At 63.2% G+C, this 21,524-nt stretch carries 18 protein-coding genes; 15 read left to right on the plus strand and 3 right to left on the minus strand.

Features of this window, described 5'->3' with window-relative positions; genetic code table 11:
* From mraY to ligA, 14 genes are all read left to right on the plus strand, one after another.
* The gene (gene mraY, locus IEV58_RS09760; protein ID WP_188409539.1) at positions 1-1,083 is read left to right on the plus strand and encodes a phospho-N-acetylmuramoyl-pentapeptide-transferase; all 1,083 of its coding nucleotides are present in this window, start codon (positions 1-3) and stop codon (positions 1,081-1,083) included.
* Between the two features lie 3 nt (positions 1,084-1,086).
* Positions 1,087-2,502, plus strand: coding sequence for a UDP-N-acetylmuramoyl-L-alanine--D-glutamate ligase (gene murD / locus IEV58_RS09765; RefSeq protein WP_188409540.1), 1,416 nt, complete (start codon positions 1,087-1,089; stop codon positions 2,500-2,502).
* Positions 2,503-2,560: 58 nt separating this feature from the next.
* Positions 2,561-3,715: a putative lipid II flippase FtsW gene (gene ftsW / locus IEV58_RS09770; protein ID WP_188409541.1), complete on the plus strand. Its 1,155-nt coding sequence runs from the start codon at positions 2,561-2,563 to the stop codon at positions 3,713-3,715.
* Positions 3,712-4,821, plus strand: coding sequence for an undecaprenyldiphospho-muramoylpentapeptide beta-N-acetylglucosaminyltransferase (gene murG / locus IEV58_RS09775; protein ID WP_188409542.1), 1,110 nt, complete (start codon positions 3,712-3,714; stop codon positions 4,819-4,821). Before ftsW ends, murG begins: the two co-directional genes overlap by 4 nt.
* Positions 4,818-6,236 (plus strand): UDP-N-acetylmuramate--L-alanine ligase, encoded by a 1,419-nt coding sequence (murC, locus tag IEV58_RS09780; RefSeq protein WP_188409543.1) that lies wholly within the window; start codon positions 4,818-4,820, stop codon positions 6,234-6,236. The genes murG and murC overlap by 4 nt, the downstream gene beginning before the upstream one ends.
* Positions 6,233-7,153: a UDP-N-acetylmuramate dehydrogenase gene (gene murB, locus IEV58_RS09785; RefSeq protein WP_188409544.1), complete on the plus strand. Its 921-nt coding sequence runs from the start codon at positions 6,233-6,235 to the stop codon at positions 7,151-7,153. Before murC ends, murB begins: the two co-directional genes overlap by 4 nt.
* 25 nt (positions 7,154-7,178) lie before the next feature.
* Entirely contained in the window at positions 7,179-8,099 is a 921-nt protein-coding gene (locus IEV58_RS09790) for a D-alanine--D-alanine ligase (RefSeq protein ID WP_188409545.1), read from the plus strand.
* Positions 8,066-9,010 (plus strand): cell division protein FtsQ/DivIB, encoded by a 945-nt coding sequence (locus IEV58_RS09795; RefSeq protein ID WP_229729331.1) that lies wholly within the window; start codon positions 8,066-8,068, stop codon positions 9,008-9,010. The genes IEV58_RS09790 and IEV58_RS09795 overlap by 34 nt, the downstream gene beginning before the upstream one ends.
* Positions 9,007-10,329, plus strand: a complete 1,323-nt coding sequence (gene ftsA / locus IEV58_RS09800) for a cell division protein FtsA (RefSeq protein ID WP_188409547.1) — start codon at positions 9,007-9,009, stop codon at positions 10,327-10,329. Before IEV58_RS09795 ends, ftsA begins: the two co-directional genes overlap by 4 nt.
* 80 nt (positions 10,330-10,409) lie before the next feature.
* The gene (gene ftsZ, locus IEV58_RS09805; RefSeq protein ID WP_188410269.1) at positions 10,410-12,125 is read left to right on the plus strand and encodes a cell division protein FtsZ; all 1,716 of its coding nucleotides are present in this window, start codon (positions 10,410-10,412) and stop codon (positions 12,123-12,125) included.
* 181 nt (positions 12,126-12,306) lie between these two features.
* Complete coding sequence (gene lpxC / locus IEV58_RS09810; protein ID WP_188409548.1) at positions 12,307-13,245, plus strand: UDP-3-O-acyl-N-acetylglucosamine deacetylase; 939 nt, start codon at positions 12,307-12,309, stop codon at positions 13,243-13,245.
* 85 nt (positions 13,246-13,330) lie between these two features.
* Complete coding sequence (locus IEV58_RS09815; protein WP_229729332.1) at positions 13,331-14,194, plus strand: outer membrane protein assembly factor BamD; 864 nt, start codon at positions 13,331-13,333, stop codon at positions 14,192-14,194.
* 12 nt (positions 14,195-14,206) lie between these two features.
* Complete coding sequence (gene recN, locus IEV58_RS09820; RefSeq protein WP_188409549.1) at positions 14,207-15,877, plus strand: DNA repair protein RecN; 1,671 nt, start codon at positions 14,207-14,209, stop codon at positions 15,875-15,877.
* Positions 15,878-15,959: 82 nt separating this feature from the next.
* Positions 15,960-18,068: an NAD-dependent DNA ligase LigA gene (gene ligA, locus IEV58_RS09825; RefSeq protein WP_229729333.1), complete on the plus strand. Its 2,109-nt coding sequence runs from the start codon at positions 15,960-15,962 to the stop codon at positions 18,066-18,068.
* Positions 18,069-18,077: 9 nt separating this feature from the next.
* On the opposite strand, the gene IEV58_RS09830 is transcribed toward ligA, so the two are convergent.
* Together IEV58_RS09830 and IEV58_RS09835 are read right to left on the minus strand one after the other, a co-directional pair.
* Positions 18,078-18,233, minus strand: coding sequence for a DUF3309 family protein (locus IEV58_RS09830; protein ID WP_188409550.1), 156 nt, complete (start codon positions 18,231-18,233; stop codon positions 18,078-18,080).
* A 104-nt stretch (positions 18,234-18,337) separates the two neighbouring features.
* Positions 18,338-20,158, minus strand: a complete 1,821-nt coding sequence (locus IEV58_RS09835; protein ID WP_188409551.1) for an aminopeptidase P family protein — start codon at positions 20,156-20,158, stop codon at positions 18,338-18,340.
* A gap of 177 nt (positions 20,159-20,335) precedes the next feature.
* On the opposite strand from IEV58_RS09835, the gene IEV58_RS09840 reads away from it, so the two are divergent.
* Positions 20,336-20,611 carry a hypothetical protein gene (locus IEV58_RS09840; protein ID WP_229729334.1) on the plus strand — a complete coding sequence of 92 codons (276 nt, stop codon included), beginning with the start codon at positions 20,336-20,338 and terminating at the stop codon, positions 20,609-20,611.
* A gap of 16 nt (positions 20,612-20,627) precedes the next feature.
* Here IEV58_RS09840 and IEV58_RS09845 read toward each other — a convergent pair whose 3' ends face one another.
* Positions 20,628-21,515: a 50S ribosomal protein L11 methyltransferase gene (locus IEV58_RS09845; protein ID WP_188409553.1), complete on the minus strand. Its 888-nt coding sequence runs from the start codon at positions 21,513-21,515 to the stop codon at positions 20,628-20,630.
* Positions 21,516-21,524: the final 9 nt, after the last annotated feature.

Below are 21,524 nucleotides of genomic sequence, written 5' to 3' on the forward strand. Positions count from 1 at the left end.
ATGCTGACGTTTCTTTCCGCCTTCGCGGAGACGATCCCGCTCCTTAATCTGTTCCGGTACATCACCTTCCGCACCGGCGGGGCGATCATCACGTCCATGCTGTTCGTCTTTCTCTTCGGTCCGGCGATCATCGCGCAGTTGCGTATCCGCCAGGGCAAGGGACAGCCGATCCGCGACGATGGCCCGCAGAGCCATCTTCTGAAGCGCGGCACGCCCACCATGGGCGGGTTGATGATCCTGTCCGGCCTCGTGGTGGGTACGCTGCTGTGGGGCAATCTCGCCAACATCTATGTCTGGGTCGTTCTGGCGGTGACCCTCGGATTTGGCCTGATCGGCTTCTACGACGACTACCTCAAGGTCTCCAAGCAGAGTCACAAGGGCTTTTCCGGCCGCGCGCGGCTTGCGGTGGAATTCGTGCTGGCGGGCCTCGCCGTCTACATCATGACGCGGCTGGCGCCGGACTCACTGTCGACCTCGCTTGCCTTCCCCTTTCTCAAGGGCGTGCTGCTCAACCTTGGCTATGTCTTCATTTTCTTTGGTGCGCTCGTCATCGTGGGGTCCGGCAATGCCGTCAATCTGACCGATGGCCTCGATGGTCTCGCCATCGTGCCGGTCATGGTGGCCGCGGCCAGCTTCGGCTTCATCGCCTATCTCGCCGGCAACGCCGTATTTGCGGACTACCTTCAGATTCACCTGATGCCGGGCACAGGCGAACTTGCCGTTCTTTGCGGCGCCATGCTTGGAGCAGGGCTCGGCTTTCTGTGGTTCAACGCTCCGCCCGCGCAGATCTTCATGGGGGACACCGGTTCTCTTGCCCTTGGCGGCATGCTGGGGGCGATCGCCGTTGCCACCAAGCACGAGATCGTTCTGGCTATCGTCGGCGGCCTGTTCGTGCTGGAGGCGGCGTCGGTCATCATCCAGGTTGCTTCCTTCAAGCTCACCGGCAAGCGCGTCTTCAAGATGGCGCCGATCCATCATCACTTCGAGCAGCTCGGCTGGACCGAATCGCAGGTGGTCATCCGCTTCTGGATCATCGCCGTGGTGCTGGCGCTGATCGGCCTTTCCTCACTGAAATTGAGGTGAGGCATGACGCCGGCAACAACCTTCAAGGGAAGACGCGTCGCGCTCTTCGGTCTTGGCGGCTCCGGTCTGGCAACGGCCAAGTCGCTGGTCGCTGGCGGCGCCGATGTGGTCGCCTGGGATGATGCGCCCGGCCGGGTCGAACAGGCTGCCGCGGCAGGTATTCCGACCGCCGATCTTAAGACCGCCGACTGGGACAGCTTCTCATCACTGCTCCTCTCGCCCGGTGTGCCCCTCACGCATCCGGCGCCGCATTGGACGGTGGGCAAGGCACGAGCCGCTGGCATCGAGGTGATCGGCGACATCGAAATCATGCTTCGCGAGCGCCGTGCTCACGCGCCGCACGCCCCCTTGGTGGCCATCACCGGCACCAATGGAAAATCCACCACAACGGCCCTGATCGCGCACATCCTCTCTGCGGCCGGCCGCCAGGTCGCCCTTGGCGGCAATATCGGCACGCCGGCGCTGGAACTCGATCCGCCGGCGCCGTCGCGGGTCCACGTGATCGAGATGTCGTCCTATCAGATCGATCTGGCTCCCTCCCTCGATCCCACGGTGGGGGTGATGTTGAACCTCTCGGAGGATCACCTCGATCGGCACGGCGATATGGACCGCTATGCCTCGATCAAGGAGCGGCTCGTTGCAGGGGTGGGACGCGAGGGCACGGCCGTCGTCGGCATCGATGACAGCCGCACGGCAATGATCGCCGATCGCCTGCCGCGCCACGGCATTCGGGTGATGCGCATCTCGTCGCGAAACCCGGTGCTCGACGGCGTCTACGCGGAAGGGGCTCAGCTCATCGCCGCATCGGGCGGCGCGGCACGGCCCCTCGCGCTTCTGGGCGGCATCGGAACCCTGCGTGGTGAACATAACGCTCAGAATGCCGCAGCAGCCTCTGCCGCGGCGCTGGCCTTGGGGCTGACGCCACAGGCCATCGCGAAGGGGCTGGCCACTTTCCCAGGCCTTGCCCATCGCATGGAAGAGGTGGCCCGGGACGGGCATGTGCTCTTCATCAATGATTCGAAGGCCACCAATGCGGATGCAGCAGCCCGTGCGCTGGCAAGCTTCTCGGACATCTTCTGGATCGCCGGCGGCAAGCCGAAGACCGGCGGTATCGAAAGCCTGACTGGTTTCTTTCCGCGCATCCGCAAGGCCTATCTCATTGGCGAGACGGCAGAGGCATTTGCCGCGACCCTGGAAGGGGCGCATGTCCCTCATGCGATCTGCGGCACGCTGGATCGCGCCGTTGCCGCAGCTGCCGATGATGCTGCCGGGGAACCCCTGCCAGAAGCCGTCGTGCTGCTGTCGCCGGCCTGTGCCTCGTTCGACCAGTTTCCCAATTTCGAAGTGCGGGGAGACACGTTCCGCGATCTCGTGAACGATCGGATCGCCGCATCGGGACAGGAAAGGGCGCTGCCTTGAAAGCCTCCTCCATCCCATCCTCGTCATCGCCCTGCCTCCGAGCACATGAGGTCTGCCCATGATGTCGCGCGCTGAACGCACCATTGCCGGTGAGTGGTGGTGGACCGTCGATCGCTGGCTTCTTGGGGCATTGGGGCTCCTCACTGTCGCCGGTATCGTATTGTCGCTGGCGGCAAGCCCGGCTGTCGCCGAGCGGCTGGGCCTGGGGTTGTTCCACTTCGTCAACCGCCAGGTCTTCTTCGCCCTCATCGCAATCCCGGTGCTTCTGACGATCTCGTTCCTGTCGCCGCGGCAGGTTCGACGCGTTGCGCTTCTCGCCTTTATCGTCGGCTGGGTCATGCTGGTGAGCACGCTGTTCTTTGGCGCGGAGATCAAAGGGTCCCGCCGCTGGATATCGATCCTCGGCATCACGGTGCAGCCTTCAGAACTGATCAAGCCCGCCTTCGTGATCCTTTGCGCCTGGCTGTTCTCCGAAGGCGCGCGTCGTCGCGACGTGCCCGGCCATCTCTTGGCCGTTCTGCTTCTCGGCCTTGTGGTCACGCCCCTGATCCTGCAGCCGGACTTCGGGCAAACGTTGCTGGTCACCACCGTCTGGGGTGCGCTGTTCTTCCTCGCCGGCCTCGGCTGGATGTGGGTCGTCGGGCTCACCGGCGCCGGTGCCGTCGGCTTCCTCACCGCCTATACCTTCATTCCCCACGTGGCCGAGCGCATCAATCGCTTCCTCGACCCTGAATCCGGAGACACCTATCAGGTCGATCGCGCCATCGAGAGCTTCGTGTCCGGCGGCTGGTTCGGCAAAGGCCCGGGCGAGGGCACCGTGAAGCGCGTCTTGCCCGACAGCCACACGGACTTCGTTTTCGCGGTCACCGGCGAGGAGTTCGGCATCATCGCCTGCCTCGCGCTTCTTTCGATCTTTGCCTTCATCGTGCTGCGCGGCCTCAACCGGGCAAGGAGGGAAGAGGATCTCTTCGTCCGCTTTGCGGTCGCCGGCCTCAGCATGCTGTTCGGCCTGCAGGCGCTGATCAACATGGCGGTGAATGTTCATCTGCTGCCGGCGAAGGGCATGACCTTGCCCTTTATCTCCTCTGGCGGTTCGTCACTTGTCTCGCTCTCCTTCGGCATGGGTCTTCTGATCGCCCTGACTCGTGACCGCCCCCGCGCCGAACTGGTGGCCGAGGAGATGGCCGCCCAGGCTGAGCGAAGCCGGCGGTGAGCAGGACATTTCTTCTGGTCGCCGGCGGCACCGGCGGTCATCTGTTCCCAGCGGAGGCCCTGGCCGGCGTGCTCGTGGCGCGCGGCCATAAGGTGGCGCTGGTCACCGACGGCCGCGCCCTCGGCTATGGCGTCGCCTTTTCTTCCGATGCGATCCATACTGTTCCCTCGGCCACATTCGGCAGCAAGCATCCCGCTGCGCTGGCGCGCTCGGCCTGGCGGATCGTCAGCGGCCTTACCCAATCGGCACGGCTGATCCGTCGGCTCAAGCCGGCCGTGGTGGTCGGTTTTGGCGGCTATCCCTCGCTGCCACCCGTCCTTGCCGCGCAACTTCTTGGCGTTCCGACGGCAGTCCATGAGCAGAATGCCGTGCTTGGCCGTGCGAATCGTGCCTTGGCGGCGCGGGCAACGCGGGTCGCCACCGGCTTCACCCGGATCTCCAAGGCGGCCGACAACCTGCGCACGAAGATGATCCCCATCGGGAACCCGATCCGGGCGGCGGTGCGTGAGCTTGCCGCGACGCCCTATGCGGCCCCAACCGAAGGCGAGATCCGGCTTGTGGTGTTCGGCGGCAGCCAGGGCGCCCGCGTTATGTCCGAAGTCGTTCCCGCCGCCGTGGCGCGGCTCTCACCGGCCATCCGCAGCCGGCTGACGGTCATTCATCAGGCTCGTGCCGAGGATCGAGACCTTGCCGTCTCGACCTACGAGAAGGCGGGCGTCCGTGCGGATGTCGCGCCCTTCTTCACGGATCTGCCGGTCAGGATCGCGGCAGCGCATCTCGTCGTCAGCCGGGCAGGTGCCTCCACGGTGGCGGAACTCGGGGCCATCGGCCGTCCGGCCATCCTCGTGCCCCTGCCGGGCTCTCTCGACCAGGACCAGTTCGCCAATGGCTCGGCCTTCGCCGATGCCGGTGGTGGCACCGTGGTGCGGCAGTCGGACCTGACATCAGAGAAGCTGTCGGGCATGCTGATGGAGCTGTTCGACAATCCGCATATTCTCGCCGCGCAGGCGGCCTCTGCAAAGACCTTCGGCACGCTTGACGCCGCCGACCGCCTGGCCGATCTCGTCGAAGAGATTGCCGGGGCGGAGACAAGGACGAAAACATGAGACTTCCGAACCATATAGGCCCGATTCATTTCATCGGAATCGGAGGTATCGGCATGAGCGGCATCGCCGAGGTGCTCGCCAATCTCGGTTATCGCGTCCAAGGCTCCGATGCCAGCGAGAGCCAGAACGTAAAACGCCTTCGCGACAAAGGCATTAGCGTGGTCGTTGGACATTCCGATTCCAATCTCGGCGATGCCGAGGTGGTGGTCGTATCCTCCGCCATCAAGCGCGACAATCCGGAACTGATCGCAGCGCGGGCGAAGCGCTTGCCGGTGGTGCGTCGGGCCGAGATGCTGGCGGAATTGATGCGCTTCAAGACCTGTGTCGCGATAGCGGGCACCCACGGCAAGACCACCACCACATCGCTTGTTGCCACCTTGCTCGATGCAGGGGGGTTGGATCCCACCGTCATCAATGGCGGCATCATCAATGCCTATGGCACCAACGCCCGCCTCGGCGAGGGGGAATGGATGGTGGTGGAGGCGGATGAATCCGACGGCACCTTCCTGAAGCTGCCGGCCGAGGTTGCGATCGTCACCAATATCGATCCTGAGCATCTCGACCACTTCGGTGATTATGATGCCATCAAGAAAGCCTTCCGGACGTTTGTTGAGAACGTGCCCTTCTATGGCTTTGCCGTCATGTGCCTTGATCATCCCGAGGTACAGGCGCTGGTGGGCAAGATCGAGGACCGCAAGGTCATCACCTATGGGGAAAACCCGCAGGCTGATGTCAGGCTGGTCGACCTTGATCTTTCCGGTGGCCGCAGCCGGTTTCGGGTGCTGTTCCGCGGCCGCGATGGAGCGTTGGAAACGGAGATCTCCGGCCTCGAATTCCCCATGCCGGGGCATCACAACGCCCTCAATGCGACAGCGGCTATCGCTGTCGCCCATCGGCTGGGCATCAGCGCCGATTCCATTCGTCTTGGGCTTTCCAAGTTCGGCGGCGTGAAGCGGCGTTTCACGCGCACGGGCGAATGGAACGGCGTCACGATCTTCGACGACTACGGCCATCATCCGGTTGAGATCGCGGCGGTTCTGAAGGCAGCTCGCGCTTCCACCGACGCACGCGTCATCGCCGTCGTCCAACCGCATCGGTACACGCGCCTTCACGCCCTGTTCGATCAGTTCTGCGGCTGCTTCAACGACGCCGATACCGTCATCGTGTCCGAGATCTATGCAGCAGGTGAACAGCCCATTCCCGGCGCGGGCCGCGAGGACCTGATCGCCGGCCTCCAGGCACGCGGGCATCGCGACGTCCTCGCGCTGGAATCGCCTCAGGCGCTCGCGGGTCTGATCGCGGGGCGCGCCAAGCCCGGCGACTATGTCGTCTGTCTCGGCGCCGGCTCCATCACGCAATGGGCCAATGCGCTGCCTGAGGAGCTGTCGGCCATGTCCGCCAGCGCGATGTCATGAGCTTCGCGGACCTTTCGCCCGAGTTGAAGGCCGCGATGCCGGAGCTGCGGGGGCGGCTTCTGCCCAACCAGCCTCTGGCTGACATCACCTGGTTCAGGGCGGGCGGCCTGGCGCAGATGCTGTTCACGCCCGAGGATGAAGCCGATCTGAGCTATTTCCTGTCGCGTCTCGACCCGCAGATCCCGGTGACCGTCATCGCCATCGGCTCCAATACACTGGTGCGGGACGGCGGGGTTCCGGGTGTCGTCGTTCGACTCGCGCGCGGGTTCAACCGGATCGAGGTGGAGGAAGGGTGCCGCGTTCGCGCCGGGGCCGCCGTGCCTGACGTGAAGGTCGCCCGCGCGGCTGCCGAAGCCGGTATCGACGGCATGGCGTTCCTCAGGGGTATCCCGGGGGCGATCGGCGGTGCACTGCGTATGAACGCCGGCGCCTATGGCGGTGAAATCACTGATATTTTCGTGGAAGCGCGGGCTGTTGATCGGGCTGGCAAGGTGCATGTCCTTTCCCACGCGGACATGCACTTTGAGTATCGCAAGTCCAAGGCGGCGGCCGATCTCATCTTCACCGAAGGACTGTTTGCAGGAACGCCTGGTGATTCCACGGCAATCCTCGCCGCCATGAACGAGATCACCGACCGACGCGACCAGACACAGCCGGTCCGCAGCCGCACGGGCGGATCGACCTTCAAGAATCCGCCCGGGCACAAGTCGTGGCAGCTCATCGATGCTGCAGGGTGCCGAGGGCTCCGGGTCGGAGGCGCGCACATGTCGGAACTGCACTGCAATTTCCTCATCAATGATGAGGGCGCTACCGCTGCCGATATCGAAGCCCTCGGTGAAGAAGTGCGGCGCCGGGTGTTCGAGCATTCCGGAGTGGAGCTCGAATGGGAAATCAAGCGTATCGGCGTGCCCGCCTGACAGCGCGGTCTGCCTGGAGGAATCAATGAGCAAACATGTTGCGGTTCTCATGGGCGGCTGGTCTGCCGAGCGCGAGGTTTCACTGAACTCAGGCGCGGCTTGCGTGGCCGGGCTTGAAGGGGCCGGGTACCGGGTGACGCCGGTGGATGTGGACCGCAACATCGCGGAGAGGCTTGCCCAGCTTCGTCCGGATGTTGCGTTCAACGCGCTTCACGGCAAGGTCGGCGAAGATGGCACCATCCAGGGAATTCTTGAGGTCCTCGGGATTCCCTACACCCATTCGGGTGTATTGGCGTCGTCGCTCGCCATGAACAAGGATCGGGCCAAGGTCATGATGGCGGCGGCCGGTGTGCCGGTGGCGCCTGGTCGGGTGGTGAGTCGCGCCGAAGCCGCCAAAAGCCACGTCATGGAGCCGCCCTACGTGCTGAAACCGGTGGATGAGGGCTCAAGCGTGGGCGTCCTGATCATACGGGAGGGTCAGGAGCACCCGCCGCAGGAGCTTTATCGGGACGATTGGGCCTATGGCGAAATTCTTTTGGCGGAACGTTTCATCGCGGGACGTGAATTAACTTGTGCGGTTCTCGGAGACAAGCCTTTGGGAATAATAGATATTATTCACGAGATGGGCTTCTACGATTATCAGGCGAAGTACGCGAAGGGTGGATCTCGCCACATTTTGCCGGCCGATCTTTCACCAGTTGTTTACCAGAATATTCAAATGTTGACGCTGAAGGCGCACCAAGCGCTCGGGTGCCGAGGCGTTAGCCGTGCTGACTTCCGATACGATGACCGCCCTGATGGAACGGGAGAGCTCATTTGTCTGGAGGTGAACACGCAGCCGGGGATGACCGAGACCTCGTTGGTGCCCGAAATCGCAGCTCACGCAGGGTATTCGTTCAACGAGCTTGTGGCATGGATGGTGGAAGACGCGTCAGTAAATCGGTAGCTCCCCGGCAAGGGGTGGCTGCTGCTCGGGATGAACAGCCCGGGCGTTGGGCTTGGCTTGCCCGCCGCAAGCCTCGCCGTCGCGCTTCCGGCCTCGGCGGCCGCAATCCGATCGCTCGCGCTCGGCTGCTGGGTCGTCTCGGTCTTGTCAGCCTTTTTGCCGGCACCATCAGCTATGGTGTCGTTCTCGGCGGTCACGGACCTGCTGTCTCCAGCGCTCTTTCCCAAGCCCCTGACGTGATGGCCAGCCTGTTGGGCTTTCGCATCGAGGCCATCGTCGTCACCGGCCAGATGGAATTGACCACGGAAGAAATCGTGGATGCGGTGGGTCTCGACGCCACCCGCTCGCTCGTCTTTCTTGACGCCAATGTGGCTCGGGGCCAATTGCTGGCCCTGCCGTTGGTGGAGAGCGCGTCGGTCCGCAAGTTCTATCCGGATCGCGTCGAGATCGCCGTCACCGAGCGCAAACCCTTCGCGGTCTGGCAGCAAGAGGGCTCGTTCTCGGTGATCTCAGCCGATGGTACCTCCATCGATTCGGCGCGCGATGGCCGATTCTCGCATCTGCCGCTGGTGGTGGGCGAGGGGGCTGATGCGGCCGCCGGCGAGTTTCTTCCCGTTCTCGCCAAATTTCCGGGTGTCGCCAAGAAGACCTATGGCGCTGTGCGCATCGGTGATCGGCGTTGGAACCTGCGTCTTACCAATGGCTTCGACGTGAAGCTGCCGGACGAGGGCGTGGAAGCCGCTCTCGCCAAGCTGGATGGTCTTATCCGCGACGGCAAGATCATGTCCCGTGACCTCGTTTCCATCGATCTCAGGGATAAAAAACGCACACTGGTCCGGCTGACCCCTGAGGCGGCGAAAACGGCCCGGGAAGCGATGGCCAAGGCAAAGAAGGCTGGAGGCCAGACATGAGAACGCAGCTTGCTCAAGGTGTCGCGCCGCGCCTTCGTCCGCTTCCGCCGAAGCGGACGGTCGAGCTCTCGGTGCTTGATGTCGGCACCAGCAAGGTCGTCTGCCTGATCGCTCGCCTGCGACCGCTCGATCGGGATGACGTTATTCCCGGCCGCACACATCGCATCGAGGTTCTCGGTGTCGGTCACTATCGCTCCCGTGGAGTGAAGGCCGGCGCCATCACCGATATGGAAGCCGCCGAACATTCCATCCGGCATGCGGTCGATGCCGCAGAGCGCATGGCGGACCTTCGGGTCGATCAGGTCATCGTCTCCATGTCCGCGGGTCGTATCGGTAGCGACAGTTATGCTGCTTCGGTGAATGTGGCGGGTCATCCCGTAGGCGAAAGCGACATTCAGCGGGTGCTTCGTGCCGCCAGCGCCTATTGCGTCCGCGACGGGCGGGCGGTCCTCCATTCGCTGCCTATCTCCTACGGGCTCGACGCCACCCGCAACGTCCGCGACCCGCGCGGCATGGTCGGCGAGGAACTCGGCGTCGACATGCATGTGATCTCGGGCGACAGCGCACCGCTGCGCAATCTGATTCTGTGCGTGGAACGCTGCCATCTGGAGGTGGCCGGTGTCGTGGCATCGCCCTATGCAAGCGCACTTGCCGCGCTTGCGGAGGAAGAATCGGAGCTTGGCGTCACGCTGATCGATCTCGGCGGCGGAACCACGACCTTTTCGGTGTTCTCCGGCGGACACTGCGTTCATGCCGACGGGATCGCCCTGGGCGGCCACCACATCACAATGGATATCGCACGGGGACTGTCGACCCGTCTCGATCACGCCGAGCGCTTGAAGACGCTGCATGCCAGCGTATTCCCCGGGCTCAAGGATGATCTCGACATGGTGGCCGTGCCGCCGGTGGGCGAGGATGACGGCAGCGACGCGCATCATGTGCCGAAATCCCATCTCGTCCGGGTGGTCCGCCCGCGCGTCGAGGAAATTCTCGAACTTGTCCGAGATCGCCTTAAAGCGTCCGGTTTTGCTGTTGATGCTGGGCGGCGAGTCGTTTTGACAGGGGGAGCGTCGCAATTGACCGGGCTTGTCGATCTCGCAGGACGGATGATCGGGCAACAGGTGCGGATCGGTCGCTCGATCGGCGCGCGCGGTCTGCCGGAAGCGGCGCGGGGGCCTGCCTTTACGACGGCGCTGGGTCTTCTGACGTATCCGCAGGTGGCGGGGCTGGAACATTTCGAACAACGCCGTTCCGGTCTGATGACGGGGACGGATGGCTATCTTGCCCGCGTGGGGCAGTGGCTGAAGGACAGTTTCTAATCAGGCGGGCGATGGTCGCACGCTGTGGCGAAAAATGACGCGATGCGGTTTGGACGGCGCGTAAACCGAAGGGGTCGATGATGACGATCAATTTGAAAATGCCCGATATTCGGGAGCTAAAGCCGAGGATCACGGTCTTCGGTGTCGGTGGCGCCGGCGGCAACGCCGTGAACAACATGATTGAGGCCGGCCTCATGGGCGTGGAGTTCGTGGTTGCGAACACCGATGCCCAGGCGCTGACCCTGTCCAAGGCCGAACGCATCATCCAGATGGGTGTGCAGGTCACCGAAGGGCTCGGCGCCGGCTCGCAGCCGGAAGTCGGCCGGGCGGCAGCCGAGGAGGTGATCGACGAGATTCGCGATCATCTGTCGGGCGCACATATGATCTTCGTCACCGCCGGCATGGGCGGCGGGACCGGCACGGGCGCCGCTCCCGTGGTCGCACGCGCTGCCCGCGAACTCGGTATCCTCACCGTCGGCGTCGTCACCAAGCCGTTCCATTTTGAAGGCGTCCGCCGCATGCGTGTCGCCGAGGCGGGCATCGAGGAACTGCAGAAGAACGTCGACACGCTCATCATCATCCCGAACCAGAATCTCTTCCGCATCGCCAATGAGCGCACGACCTTCGCCGACGCCTTCGCCATGGCGGACCAGGTGCTCTATTCCGGCGTCGCCTGCATCACTGACCTGATGGTGAAGGAAGGCCTCATCAACCTCGACTTCGCCGACGTCCGCTCCGTCATGCGGGAAATGGGCAAGGCCATGATGGGCACCGGCGAGGCCTCCGGTGACAAGCGCGCCATCGAGGCCGCCGAAGCGGCGATTGCCAACCCGCTCCTGGACGACGTGTCCATGAAGGGTGCACGTGGTCTCCTGATCTCCATCACCGGCGGCAACGACCTCACGCTCTACGAAGTCGATGAGGCCGCGACCCGCATCCGCGAGGAAGTCGACCAGGACGCCAATATCATTCTGGGTGCGACCTTCGACGAGAGCCTCGATGGCACGATCCGCGTGTCTGTCGTGGCAACCGGTATCGACCAGGAAGCCGACGCCGTGGTGTCCTCTCCGGCCGAGCAGCGTCTCGCTGCCCTGGCCGAACGCCTGCAGACCACGTCGCCCGCACCGGCCGCTCCGGCGACCGGACAGCGTCCGCAGCACGCGCCGCAGCATCACGCACCCCTGGCACCGGCTCCGCAGCCGGCTCCGGCTCACCACCAGCCGGTGGAGCAGGCACCGATCGCGGCGCAGGAGGACGTCACTCTTCGCCCTTTAGCCCCAAGGCCGACTCTGACGGAGGAGGCTTTTTCCGAGGCTCTGGCGGCGGAAGATGACGTGAACACGGAGGAGCATTTCATTCCTCCGATGCCAGAGCGGACCGTGCTGCGCCCGGCTCGCCTGCCGCAGATCGAGGACCTGCCGGTTCCTGTGCAGAATCAGATTCGGCAGAGCCGTGGCGAAATGGCGGCCGATCTCCATGCGCCCGAAAAGAAGCGCATGGGTCTGCTGCAGCGCCTGGCGTCGGTCGGTCTCGGCCGTCATGCCGACGACGAGGGTTATGAGCAGGGAATGGCTGCGCCGCAGTCGATCCAGCCCGCTCCGGTCGAACAGGCGCCGGCGCCGCGCCCTGATATCGCCGCTGAATATGCGCGCCGCCAGCCGGCTCCGCAGCCTCAGCCCGCCCCACGTGTGGCACAGGGGCAGCTTGATCCTCATGGCCGGCCTGCACCACGTCCGGCGAGCCTGGATGATGACCAGCTGGAAATTCCAGCGTTCCTTCGCAGGCAGGCCAACTGAGCCTCCTCGTATGATTGGAAAGGCCCGGTTTTCCGGGCCTTTCTCGTTTCGGACGGATTGTAACAGTCCGAAAGGAAGCGTGATTTGTTTCGGGTCCGGGATAACCCTACTTTCCAGACCAACGAGACGTCGGGGACTCATGCCCCGGAGATTCGCGTCACAGTGACCTTGAGAGTGTTCGATGTTTGATCGCCAGACCACGCTGAAAGCCCCGCTCACCTTTACAGGTGTCGGCGTCCACAGCGGTGCGCCGACGACACTGACGCTCCATCCCTCGGGCATTGGAACGGGCATTTCATTCCGCCGTACGGGTTCCTTCGGCACCAAGGTCATTCATGCACGCTATGATCGCGTGACGGCTGCCGAGCTCTCCACGGTTCTGGGAGATCCGGCTGACGGGGGCGTCGCCACCGTCGAGCATCTTCTCTCGGCCTTCCGGGGCGTCGGCCTGGACAATGTCGTCGCCGAGATGAGCGGGCCGGAGGCGCCGATTCTCGACGGCGCGACTGAAGTCTTCACAGACGGCATCATGGATGCCGGCCTGCAAACACTGGATGCTCCGCGCCGCTACATCAAGATCCTGAAGCCGGTGCGTTTTGAACGTGGCGATGCCTGGGCGGAACTCGTTCCCCAAGCCAAGGGCTTCTCCATCGATATCGAGATTGATTTCCCCACGCCGCTGATCGGTCGCCAGCGTCTGCAGCTCGACGTCAATCCGCGCAGCTACCGTCGCGAGATTGCCTGGGCCTGCACCTTCGGTTTCCTTTCCGATGTGGAACGTCTGCGCAGCGCGGGCTTCGCGCGTGGCTCGTCGCTCGAGAACAGCATCGTCGTCGACGGCGATCAGGTGGTGAACCCGACCGGTCTGCGCTCGCCGGATCATTTCGTGCGCCACAAGGCGCTCGATGCCATCGGTGATCTCGCACTGGCCGGTCTTCCCCTGCGGGGCCGCTATCGCTCCTATAAGGGTGGCCACCGCGTGAATGTCGAAATGGTCAAGGCTCTGGCGGCACAGCCCTCTGCCTGGACCATCGTCGAGGCCGAGGCTCCCACACCGGTGCCCGGTTATGCCGAGCTTTCACCGGCACTTGTCCCCGCCTTTGCGCCCGACCGGGTGTAATCCAGCCATTCCTGCGTGGCGGTTTTCCTGCGTATGGGTTAAAAGGCCCAGATTCAAAACCCCAGCGCATGGGATCTGAGGACTGATGACCGACATGATGATGCGTATCCGTTCGCGCTCGCGCAGCGCACTGCGTGTGGTGGCGGTGTTGACCGTAGCCGTTTCCCTTTCCGCCTGTTCCATCTTCGGCGAGAAGGACGAGGATGCGGTGGTCCTCCCCGATGAGCCCGCGGATAAGCTCTACAATGAAGGCCTCTATTATGTGAACGAGGGCAACTACAACAAGGCTGCCGAGAAGTTCGAAGAGGTCGACAAGCAGCACCCCTATACGGAGTGGGCGCGCAAGTCCCTGGTGATGGTGGCTTACAGCCATTACGCGCAGGGCAATTACGACGACGCGATCACCAATGCGCGACGCTATCTGGCACTGCACCCCGGCAGCGAGGACGCTGCCTATGCGCAGTACATCCTCGCCATGTCTTATTATAACGAGATCCCCGATATCTCGCGCGATCAGCAGCGCACGCAGCGCGCTCTGCTTGCACTTCAGGAGATCGCGGACAAATACCCCAACTCCGAATATGCCGAACCGGCCCGTCAGCGCATCGTCGTGGCCCGGGACCAGCTCGCCGGCAAGGAGATGGAGGTCGGCCGCTACTACCTCAATCAGCGCAATTATATCGGGGCGATCAACCGCTTTCGCAGCGTCATCTCCGATTACCAGAAGACGCGTCACGTGGAGGAAGCCCTGGCGCGGGTGGCGGAAGCCAATATGGCGCTCGGCATTGTGGATGAAGCGCAGACCGCCGCGGCCGTCCTGGGACATAACTTCCCCGACAGCCAGTGGTACCAGGACACCTACAAGCTTGTTCAGTCGCGCGGTCTTGAGCCCCGCGAGAACAAGGAGTCCTGGATCAGCAAGGCGTTTCGCAAGGTGGGCTTCAGCTGATTTGAGCGGAACATGCTGGTTCAGCTTTCGGTTCGCGATATCGTCCTGATTGACCGGCTGGACCTTTCGCTTGAGGGCGGCCTTACCGTGCTCACCGGCGAAACCGGCGCCGGCAAATCCATCCTGCTGGATTCGCTGGCACTTGCGCTCGGGGGGCGAGGCGATGCCGGGCTGGTGCGCAGCGGCTGTGAGCAGGGTCATGTCACCGCCGTCTTTGATCTGCCCGTAACCCATCCCGCGCGACACATGCTGGTGGAACAGGACCTGCCTGACGAGGGCGATCTTGTCGTTCGCCGCACCCAGTTCATCGACGGCCGAACCCGCGCCTTCATCAATGACCAGCCGGTAAGTGTGCAGCTTCTGCGGTCAATCGGCGCGACCCTCGTGGAAATTCACGGCCAGCATGCCGATCGCGCTTTCGTTGATCCGGCAGCGCATCGCTCGCTGCTGGATGCCTTCGGCGGTCATCAGGGCGAGGCTGAGGAGGTAGCGCGGCTCTGGTCGGCCTGGAAGGGTGCCGAGCGCGCCGAAATTGAACACCGTGCCAAGGTGACCGCTGCGCGCGCCGAGGCAGACTTCCTGCGTCACGCGCAGGAAGAGCTGACGAAGCTCGCGCCGGAGGCCGGCGAGGAGGCGCAGCTTGCCGAACGTCGCCATGACATGATGCAGGCGGAGAAGATCGCACAGGATCTCGCTGAGGTCGCAGAAGCGATTGCGGGACCGAACTCACCCACGCTCAATCTGTCATCGGCTGTACGGCGGCTTGAAAGGCGGGGCGTCCAGGCGCCGAACCTGGTGGAGCCGATCATTGCCGCCATGGATGCGGCCATGCTGGCGCTGGACGAGGCGGCCGCTGCTGTGACGGCGGCTCAGGAAGCTGCGAAATTCGACCCCCGAGAGTTGGAACGGATCGAAGAGCGGCTGTTCGCGCTCCGGGCGGCCGCTCGTAAATACGATGTCCTTGTGGATGACCTTCCCGTCGCCGCCGCGCGTTTTGGTGGAGAATTGGCGGCCCTTGATGCCGGCGAAGAACGTCTTCGCCTGCTGGAAGATCAGACCCTCGCAGCACAGATCGCCTTCCGCAAGGCGGCGGCAGCGCTGACGGAGAGGCGCCAGGCTGCCAGCACTTTGCTGGACAAGGCGGTCAATGCCGAATTGCCTGACCTCAAGCTGGAACGCGCGCGATTCGTGACCAGCATCGAAAGCGAGGCCGGCAGCAGCGGTCCCCATGGCAATGATCGGGTGGAGTTCTGGGTGCAGACCAATCCTGGAACGCGCCCCGGTCCGATGCTGAAGGTGGCATCGGGCGGTGAACTGGCCCGCTTCCTCCTCGCGCTGAAGGTTGCGCTGGTGGATCGTGGCTCAGCGCCGACGCTTATTTTCGACGAGATCGACACGGGCGTCGGCGGCGCCGTAGCGGATGCCATCGGCCAACGGCTGGCGCGTCTTGCCGGGGCCGTACAGGTCATCGCCGTGACCCATGCACCGCAGGTGGCCGCCCGTGCGGCCAACCATCTTCTGATCGCCAAAGATGACGTCTCCGGTGGCGAGCGGGTGGCGACACGGGTGGTGGTGCTCGAAGAAGACGCTCGCAAGGAAGAGCTGGCGCGCATGCTCGCCGGTGCGTCGGTTACCGACGAGGCCCGCGCCGCCGCGGCCCGTTTGCTCCATGGTGCCGTCTAGGCACAGGCGCCGACACTTGGGCTTGCACTTTGCCTGCCAGATGAGCTTTCTAGCGCTTCCCAGTTTTTTGTTCGAGATCGATATGGCATCGCTCAAAGCCGTTCCTGAAATGGATGCGCAGGAGGCCGCGGACGAGCACGCGCGGCTGGTGGTGGAGATCGAAGGCCACGACCGGCGCTATTATCAGGACGACGCTCCTTCGATCTCGGACGGGGACTATGACGAGCTCCGCAAGCGTCTAGGGGAGATTGAGGAGCGCTTTCCCGCTCTCAAGGGCGTCGCAAGCCCCAGCAGCAAGGTGGGTGCCGCACCATCGGAGCGTTTCACCAAGGTGCGGCATGCCGTGCCCATGCTGTCTCTCGCGAATGCATTCGCCGATGAGGACGTCACCGATTTTCTCGGCCGCGTCCGGTCGTTTCTGCGTCTGCCGGCTGACGCACCGCTTCCTGTGCTGGCGGAACCGAAAATCGATGGGCTCTCGGCAAATCTGCTTTATCGCGGCGGCAAGCTGGCGGTCGGCGCCACCCGCGGAGATGGAACGGAGGGGGAGGATGTCACGCCCAACCTGAAGACCATCGCCGATATTCCCGAGCAACTGAACGGGACCGATGTTCCCGACACCATCGAAATCCGCGGCGAAGTCTATATGGCCAAGGACGACTTCCTGGCCCTCAACACGCGCCAGGCGGCCGAGGGCAAGCAGATCTTCGCCAACCCGCGCAACGCCGCCGCCGGCTCGCTGCGGCAGCTCGATGCCGGCATCACGGCGAAGCGGCCGCTCCGCTTCTTCGCCTATGGTTGGGGCGAGGCAAGCAGCCTGCCGGCAGAAAGCCAATCGGATGTTGTTGCCGCGTTCGCACGCTGGGGCTTCGTCACCAACCCGCTGACGCGGCTCTGTACATCCGCCGAGGAGCTTCTGGCCCATTATCGCGCCATCGAGCTGGAGCGGGGTGCGCTGCCTTATGACATCGACGGTGTGGTCTACAAGATCGATGCCCTGGATCTGCAAAGGCGGCTGGGGCAGGTGGCTCGCTCGCCACGCTGGGCGATCGCGCACAAGTTTCCTGCCGAGAAGGCGACCACCGTCCTGATCGGAATCGATGTGCAGGTGGGCCGCACCGGGTCGCTGACACCGGTGGCCAAACTGGAGCCGGTGACCGTCGGCGGCGTCGTGGTTCAGAACGCCACGCTGCACAATGAAGATGAGATCGCCCGACGTGATGTCCGCATCGGCGATACTGTGACTGTGCAGCGGGCCGGCGACGTCATTCCGCAGATCCTGGGGCCGATTCTGGAGAAGCGGCCATCGGATGCAGTGCCCTATGTCTTTCCCAAGACGTGCCCGGTCTGCGGCAGCCACGCCGTGCGTGAGGTCAACCCGCGAACGGGCCGTGAAGATGTGGTGAGACGCTGCACCGGCGGCCTCATCTGCCCGGCACAGGCGGTTGAACGGCTGAAGCATTTTGCTTCGCGCAACGCCATGGACATCGACGGCCTCGGCGACAAGCAGATCGAGACCTTCTATCGTGACGGGCTTATCGCGCGGCCGGCCGACATCTTTACCCTGGAAGCGCGTGACGCGCGATCACTGAAGAAGCTGAAGGATCGCGAGGGATGGGGAGCGACCTCAGTACGGAACCTCTTCGCGGCGATAGATGCGCGCCGCACGGTGCCGCTCAATCGCTTTCTCTTCGCGCTGGGCATCCGCCATGTGGGCGAGATAACCGCCAAGCTCCTTGCGCGCCATTACAAGGACGTGGTCACTCTGCAAGAGGCGGCCGTGGAGGCAGCATCTCGCGAGGGCCGTGCCTGGAACGATCTGGTAGCGATCGATGGTATCGGTCCCATCGTCGCGGATGCGGTTGTTGAATTCTTCGCTGAAGAGCACAACCGCTCCGCGGTCGAGGATCTTCTGGAACACGTCACGACGGAAGAACTGGCGGGACCCGTTTCGGCCGACAGCACGGTGGCGGGAAAGACGGTCGTCTTTACCGGAACGCTGGAGCGGATCACACGCGATGAAGCGAAGGCCATGGCCGAACGGCTAGGAGCGAAGGTGGCCGGCTCGGTGTCCTCGAAAACGGATCTGGTGGTTGCTGGCCCGGGCGCGGGATCAAAGCTGAAGAAGGCGTCCGAGCTCAATATCGAGGTTATTTCCGAAGATGAATGGTTCACCCGCGTGGGAGCGTGACCTGATTCGTCAGATCCGGCCCATCAGGGCAAGGATGAGAACGATGATCAGGATGACGCCGACGATACCGCCGGGACCGTAACCCCAGCCACGGCTGTAGCCCCAGTTCGGCAAAGCGCCAATCAGAATCAGAATCAGCAGGATGATGAGGATCGTCGAAAGCATTAGCGTGCCCTCCAGGCGGTTTTTGTAGCAACTGAACGCACACGCTTCCGTGAAGTTCCCCCCGAGAGGAACCTTGCATCAAAATTGATGATGGGAGGCCTTTATCAAAGAGGCGCGCAGGCCGCCGTCAGCCAGGCACGTGCCTCCGTGTCAAGTTCCGGCGCCACTTCCTGCAGAACGCGGGCATGATAGGCGTCGATCCAGGCCCATTCTTCGCGCGTGAGGAGATCGAGCGCGATGGCACGGCGGTCGAAGGGTGCCAATGTCAGCGTCTCGAAGCCGAGCATCGGCCTCTCCTGATCCGGAATGGTGATTTCGGTCACGAGCAGGAGGTTTTCCGTTCGGATGCCGTAGTGGCCTTCGCGGTAATAGCCCGGCTCATTGGACAGGATCATGCCTGGCAGGAGGGCGACATGGGCGGTCTTGGAAATGCGCTGCGGTCCCTCATGGACCGAGAGGTAGGAGCCCACGCCATGTCCCGTGCCGTGATCGAAATCCGTGCCGATATCCCAGAGCGCGCGCCGGGCGAAGGCATCGAGATGGGCGCCGGTGGTTCCCTTGGGGAACCTGGCGGTTGCGATGGCGATATGGCCCTTCAAAACGCGGGTGAAATGATCCCGCATGGTGTCGGAAAGTTCGCCGACCGCTATGGTGCGGGTGACGTCGGTGGTGCCGTCCTGATACTGCGCGCCGGAGTCGATCAGGAACAGACCTTGTCCGATCACCCTGTTGGTCGCTTCCGTCACGCGGTAATGCGGCAGAGCCGCATTCGGGCCGGCTGCAGAGATGGTGGGAAAGGAAATATCCTTGAGGAGGCCGGTATCGGCGCGAAAGGTTTCCAGCGCGATGGCGGCATCGATCTCGGTGACGCTGTCGCTCGATGCGCGGCGGTCTAGCCAGGCGAGAAAGCGGCAGAGCGCGACACCATCCCGCTTGTGAGCGGCGCGCATACCCCTGATCTCGCCCTCGTTCTTGATCGCTTTCAAAGCCGTGACCGGATCCGGCCCCAGGATGATCTCTGCTCCCGATGTCTGAAGATGCGAGACCAGGGCAGCTGGCGCGTTCGACGGATCGAGCATGACGCGCGCCTTATGGCTGCCCAACATGTTCAGCGCCGACGCGATGGCATCCGGCTCTTCGATCGCTGCGACTTTTTCAAGAGCCGCGCGCGCGCCAGCTGTCAGCCGGGAAACGGCGACGAAGAGGGTGGGCCTGTCCTCCAGCGGTACCAACGCGCGGCAAAGCGGCAAGGGTGTATGGCTGACATCTCCGCCGCGGATATTGAACAGCCAAGCAACGGCGTGGGGGTCCGACAGCAGCAGGACGCCGGCCTTGGCTGCGGCGAGGCCGCTGCGAAGCAGCGTAAGCTTATCGTCGGTGGAGCGACCCGCGAATTCCAACGGATGGTCCACGATGGGGGCGGGGGCAATCTTGGGGCGGTCAGTCCACAGCACATCAACCGGATTTTCGATGACCGGAACCAGTTTCGCCTCGGCCTTCTCGCAAACGGCTGTGAAACGTTCCACCTCGGCCGGTGTCTGCAGCCAAGGGTCATAACCAAGCCGGCAGCCGGCCGACAGGACGTCGCCGAGCCATGCGCAAGGTGCGGTTACTGTGATGTCGACAAGTTCAAAAACGCTGCCGTCAACCTGCGTGCGTGCCTGGACCGTGTAACGCCCGTCGATGAAAAGGGCGGCACGATCCGCGAGCACGACGGCAATCCCGGCTGATCCTGTGAAGCCGGTCAGCCAGGCGAGCCGCTCTTCCCCCTGGGACACATATTCGTTCTGATAAGCGTCGGCGCGCGGAACGACAAAACCATCAAGCCCGCGGTCCTTGAGAATACCACGCAATGCGGCGAGGCGGCCGGCGCCGAGGCTTGGATCGGTAACATCGTCAAAGGATTGAAAGTGTGATGCGGACATGGCCAAGACAAAACTCGTGCAGGGGAGAAGATGAGGGAAGCCTGCACTGGGATTGAGCAGATTTGGCTGTAACTAACAGCAAACCTCTGGCTTTTCACCAAAAATTATGTGCCATGACTTTTTCTCAGGGCTGGCATGCAGCTTTCGATCTAGGTCATTGGCTGCGGAATGTGCATATTGCGTCGCAATATCAAGGTAAGTTTTGCTTACCTGTCGTTCGGAGAAGAAATCATGATGACGAGTTCAACCCTTCACGGTTACCTGCCTGCCACGCCGAGCCAGACCGGTGGTTTTTGGAAGCGCCTGCATAATGCAGTTATGGCGCATCAAACCCGTCGGGCAGACGAATTCGTGGGGTCATTCTTGGCTCACAAAAATCCGGCCATGGCTCAGGAACTGGGTTATGACGTCGAGAAGCTGAAGAAGATGCCGCTTAAGGCCGCCTGCTTCTAATGCCGGCGCTGGCAGCTCAGCCGCGCCCTCGGCGGAGCACCAGTGTCGCCCAATTGTCGATGTGACGCCGCGCGATCAGACGCATGCCCTGCGCGGCGTAGCTTGCCAGCACCATCCGTTCCTGAGAGACCAGTAAGCCTGACAGGATGATGGTGCCTCCGGATCTTGTGCGCTGCACCATCCCGGTGGATAGCGCCATGAGGGGACGGGCCAGGATATTGGCCAGGATGAGGTCGAAAGGCGCGTTCTGGGCGATGATCGGTGTGCCGAAGCCATCCGCCTGTTCCGTTTTCACGAGATGACCGACTCGGTTGAGGTGCGCATTCTCTCTCGTGATACGGACAGAGACAGGGTCGATGTCGGTCGCAAGGACGGCACGCTTCAAGGCCTTTGCGACGGCGATCGCGAGAACGCCTGTGCCCGTTCCAAGGTCCAGCACTTTCGCTGGCTGCTCCCGTTTCAGAACGTCATCCAGAGCCAATAGACAGCCCAGCGTCGTGCCGTGATGGCCGGTGCCGAAGGCCAGGGCTGCCTCGACACGGATGCCAAGCGCGTTGGCCGGTACCCGATGACTGTCGTGGCCACCATGAACGAAGAAGCGGCCAGCACGCACGGGGGCCAAGCCCTCGAGGCTGGCGGCAACCCAATCGGCATCTTCGATGCTGTCGGCTTGCAGTTCAACGACCTTCGCATCGTCCCCAAGAATGGCATTTACTCTTTGCAAGAGTTCATTCGGTTCGGTCATCGGCCCGGAATAGATCTCGACGGTCCACCGGCTTTCATCCTGCGGGTCCTCAAAAGTCGCGACGGTATTTTCCTCAAGTGAGAGCGTCTCCTCGAGGACATTGCTCAAGCGATGTGCGAGCTTGGTGGGGGCGTGGAAGCGGACGACGGCTGTGGGCACGAGGAGATC

The sequence above is a fragment of the Agaricicola taiwanensis genome, from assembly GCF_014635245.1.
GTDB classification, from domain to species: domain Bacteria; phylum Pseudomonadota; class Alphaproteobacteria; order Rhizobiales; family Methylopilaceae; genus Agaricicola; species Agaricicola taiwanensis.

Bases quoted from the DNA above. Each gene is read 5' to 3' on its own strand.
- mraY (WP_188409539.1), top strand. From the start codon at position 1: ATGCTGACGTTTCTTTCCGCCTTCGCGGAGACGATCCCGCTCCTTAAT.
- murD (WP_188409540.1), top strand. From the start codon at position 1,087: ATGACGCCGGCAACAACCTTCAAGGGAAGACGCGTCGCGCTCTTCGGT.
- ftsW (WP_188409541.1), top strand. From the start codon at position 2,561: ATGATGTCGCGCGCTGAACGCACCATTGCCGGTGAGTGGTGGTGGACC.
- murC (WP_188409543.1), top strand. From the start codon at position 4,818: ATGAGACTTCCGAACCATATAGGCCCGATTCATTTCATCGGAATCGGA.
- murB (WP_188409544.1), top strand. From the start codon at position 6,233: ATGAGCTTCGCGGACCTTTCGCCCGAGTTGAAGGCCGCGATGCCGGAG.
- IEV58_RS09790 (WP_188409545.1), top strand. From the start codon at position 7,179: ATGAGCAAACATGTTGCGGTTCTCATGGGCGGCTGGTCTGCCGAGCGC.
- IEV58_RS09795 (WP_229729331.1), top strand. From the start codon at position 8,066: ATGGATGGTGGAAGACGCGTCAGTAAATCGGTAGCTCCCCGGCAAGGG.
- ftsA (WP_188409547.1), top strand. From the start codon at position 9,007: ATGAGAACGCAGCTTGCTCAAGGTGTCGCGCCGCGCCTTCGTCCGCTT.
- ftsZ (WP_188410269.1), top strand. From the start codon at position 10,410: ATGACGATCAATTTGAAAATGCCCGATATTCGGGAGCTAAAGCCGAGG.
- lpxC (WP_188409548.1), top strand. From the start codon at position 12,307: ATGTTTGATCGCCAGACCACGCTGAAAGCCCCGCTCACCTTTACAGGT.
- IEV58_RS09815 (WP_229729332.1), top strand. From the start codon at position 13,331: ATGACCGACATGATGATGCGTATCCGTTCGCGCTCGCGCAGCGCACTG.
- recN (WP_188409549.1), top strand. From the start codon at position 14,207: ATGCTGGTTCAGCTTTCGGTTCGCGATATCGTCCTGATTGACCGGCTG.
- ligA (WP_229729333.1), top strand. From the start codon at position 15,960: ATGGCATCGCTCAAAGCCGTTCCTGAAATGGATGCGCAGGAGGCCGCG.
- IEV58_RS09830 (WP_188409550.1), bottom strand. From the start codon at position 18,233: ATGCTTTCGACGATCCTCATCATCCTGCTGATTCTGATTCTGATTGGC.
- IEV58_RS09835 (WP_188409551.1), bottom strand. From the start codon at position 20,158: ATGTCCGCATCACACTTTCAATCCTTTGACGATGTTACCGATCCAAGC.